The 3,209-nt window shown below is 73.6% G+C and carries 2 protein-coding genes and 1 pseudogene; 2 read left to right on the top strand and 1 reads right to left on the bottom strand.

Features of this window, described 5'->3' with window-relative positions; genetic code table 11:
• The first annotated feature begins 390 nt into the window (after positions 1-390).
• Both R6V09_RS49475 and R6V09_RS49470 read left to right on the top strand, forming a co-directional pair.
• Positions 391-1,086, top strand: coding sequence for a response regulator transcription factor (locus R6V09_RS49475; protein WP_317887990.1), 696 nt, complete (start codon positions 391-393; stop codon positions 1,084-1,086).
• Positions 1,083-2,489, top strand: a complete 1,407-nt coding sequence (locus tag R6V09_RS49470) for a HAMP domain-containing sensor histidine kinase (protein WP_317887989.1) — start codon at positions 1,083-1,085, stop codon at positions 2,487-2,489. The genes R6V09_RS49475 and R6V09_RS49470 overlap by 4 nt, the downstream gene beginning before the upstream one ends.
• 218 nt (positions 2,490-2,707) lie before the next feature.
• On the opposite strand, the pseudogene R6V09_RS49465 reads toward R6V09_RS49470, so the two are convergent.
• A pseudogene (locus R6V09_RS49465) lies at positions 2,708-3,209 on the bottom strand (FAD/NAD(P)-binding protein); the annotation flags it as partial.

Here is a 3,209-nt window from a genome sequence, read left to right as displayed (position 1 = left end):
CGACGCTCGTCCGATCTCGGTGTGCGGTGCCCGCGGGGCAGGACGGTGGGCAGGGTCATCGTCGGCCGGCTTCCTTCGTCGCGAGGTCGGGGGGCGCCCCGTGGGCGGGGCGTGTGGCCCATGGGCGCCGTCTGTGCCCCGTGGGCGAGCCTGTGGCCCCGTGGGCGAGGCCTGTGATCACCCTTGCGAGGCTTCTTGTGGCCGCTCTAAGAAACCGGCGCGGGTTCGCCGCCCGGGGCCGGTGGGCGGGCCGCTGACCTGTGCCGACTTCGGTTCGGTGGGAGGAGTGGGCCGCGTGGTTCTTAGACTTTCTTGTCGTTCGGCGCCGATCCTTGGGGCAGGCGACGGTGTCCGCTGCCGCGGGTGCCGGTGAGGAAGTCGAGGTGCTGCATGGCGGCGGTGGGCCGTAGACCGGAGGTGCTGGTGGTCGACGACGACCCCGGCGTGCGCGCGGCCCTGGACCTGGGGCTCGGTCTTGAGGGCTTCACGGTCCGGCTCGCCGAGGACGGCGAGGCGGCGCTCGACCAGGTCGCCGGCCGGCCGCCGTCGGTGATCGTCCTGGACGTGACAATGCCGGGCCTGTCCGGAGTAGAGGTGGTCCGCGCGCTGCGCGCCCAGGGCCGGACGCTGCCGGTGTGCATGCTCTCCGCCCGCGACGAGGTCGACGACCGGGTCGCGGGGCTCGCGGCGGGCGCGGACGACTACGTCGTAAAACCGTTCTCCATCGGGGAGTTGTCCGCTCGCCTGCACGCGATGGTGCGCCTGCACGAGTCGACCACCGAGCGGTCCCTGGTCGTCGGCGATGTCGCGATCGAACCCGCGCGCCGCGTGGCCTCCCGGGCCGGACGCGAACTCCGGCTGACCACCCGCGAGTTCGACCTGCTGCTCGCGCTCGCCCACCGGCCCGGCCAAGTCCTGTCCCGGGCCCAGCTGTTGGAGCAGGTCTGGGGCTACACCTGGGACGTGGACACCAACGTGGTGGACGTGTTCATCGGCTACCTCCGCAAGAAGCTGGAGGCCGACGGCGGCCCCCGGGTGCTGCGGACCGTCCGCGGGATCGGCTTCGTCCTGCGCACCAGCCCGTGAGGTGGCTGCCGCGCAGTCTGCGCTCCCGGATCACGGCCGCGGTCGCGGTGCTGGTGACCGTCGTGGTCGCGCTCGCCGGGCTGGCCATCGTCGCCCGCATCGACCACCGCGACCGTACCGACGTCGACCGTCAGCTCGCCGCCCGCGTCGAGAAGGGCGACCAGGACGCCGACAAACTCCTCGACCAGAGCGCGCATCCGGACACCGACGAGGGCGGGGACGACGGGGACGACTACGGCGGTCTGCTGGCCGGCAGCCAGAGCCTGGTCCGGCTGATCTCCGGCGGCAAGGTCGTCGCCCAGCACGGCGAGACCCCGACCGCCCCGCTGCCGCCGCCGACCCGCGACGGCTACCGCACCGTCGACACCGGCGGGCAGACCTGGCGCTCGCTGACCCGGCCGCTGGACACCGGCGGGTACCGTCTCGAAGTCCTCCAGGACATCGACCCCATCGAACGGCGGCTGGCGGACAACACCGCGATCGTCGCCGCCGTCACCCTCTTCGCCGCCCTCGCCACGGCCGGCGGGGTCTGGCTGCTCACCCGGATCATCCTCCAGCCGCTGGAACGCCTGCGGACCGGTGCCCTCTCGATCAGCGACGACACGGCCGGCCCCCAACTCCCCGCCGTCGACCGCCCGCAGGAGGTCGCCGACCTCTCCCGCGCCCTGAACAGCATGCTGGACCAGTTGCGCACGAGCATGGAATCCACCCGCCGTTTCACCGCCGACGCCGGGCACGAACTGCGCACCCCGCTCACCAGCATCGGGGTGACGCTGGAGACCCTCCAGCGCAACCCCGGCCTCCCCGCGTCCCAACGTGCCCGGGCCCTGGAGGCGATGAGCGCGGAGCACCGCCGCATCACCGCCCTGCTCACCGGGCTGCAGACGCTCGCTCGCGGCGACGCCCACGCCCTGCCCGAACGCACCCGTGTCGTCCTGGGCGAACTCCTCGACACCGCCGTCGCCCACGCGGCCCGCCGCCACCCCACCACGACCTACCGGCTCACGGCCGACGCCCAAACACCCGTCCACGTGGACGGCTGGCCGGTCGGTCTGCGCCTGGCCGTCGACAACCTCCTCGACAACGCGGCCCTCCACGGCCGCCCCGACGGTGACGTCGAGGTCCGGCTCACCCGGGACGCCGGCACGGTCCGGATCAGCGTCGGCGACGACGGTCCGGGCATCCCCGCCGGTCGACACCACGCGATGACGGAACGCTTCACCCGAGGCGCCCGCACCCGCTCCCCCGGCTCCGGCCTCGGCCTCGCCCTCGTCGACCAGCAGGCCCACCTCCACCACGGCACACTCCACCTCGACCAGAGCCCCGCCGGCGGCCTGGAGGCCACGCTCACCCTCCCCGCGGCGGAGAAGGAAGAACCCCACGGGCAGCCGACTCAGGACTGAACGCGGCATATCGCATACCAGATACCGGCAACCGGCCATTGGCTACCGGCTACCGGCTACCGGCTACCGGCTACCGGCTACCGGCTACCGGCTACCGGCTACCGGCTACCGGCTACCGGCTACCGGCGAGGGTCTACGACGACCGGAGCACAAGCCCGACACCGGTGCCCACCCCGACCGCCTCACCCAGCGCACCCGTCCCACCCAGCGCACTCGCCTCACCCGTCCCGGCCGCCCCATCCGTCCCGCCCGTCTCGCCCAGGCAACCCCGCCAGCATCCGCCGGTCCCGGGGTGCCCCCTTCCGGTCGAGCCGCGCGTCCAGCAGTCGCCGTGCCGCGTCGCACCGTCCCGCGGACACCAGTGCGTACAGCAACGTCTCCTCCACGACCTCGCGTTGGGCCGCGCTGCCGCCCACCTTCCGCAGTACCGGCAGCAGTGCGTCGAGGCCGTGGGCCGCGTCGTGGAAGCGGTGTTCCACGAGTGCGGCGAAGGCCTCGCAGAGCGGGGCGATGACCTCGCGCTGTACCGGATCGGCTCCCGCCGCGTGGTCGCGGAGGCGTCGCAGCGCCGGGAGGTCACCGGCGGCGGTGAGGGCCACCGCCACGTGCAGGGCGGTGAACGCGGTCGCGGGGCGCTCCAGGACCTCGCAGGCGACGGCGTCCAGGACGTCCGAAGTCGGCGGTTCTCCCTGCCAGTTGCCGCTGAGCCGGGCCCGCCAC

Source organism: Streptomyces sp. W16, from assembly GCF_033194735.1.
Lineage (GTDB): Bacteria > Actinomycetota > Actinomycetes > Streptomycetales > Streptomycetaceae > Streptomyces.
Note: the sequence above shows the minus strand (reverse complement) of the source record. Positions and strands in the feature narration are given on the sequence as shown.

Bases quoted from the DNA above. Each gene is read 5' to 3' on its own strand.
- R6V09_RS49475 (WP_317887990.1), top strand. From the start codon at position 391: ATGGCGGCGGTGGGCCGTAGACCGGAGGTGCTGGTGGTCGACGACGAC.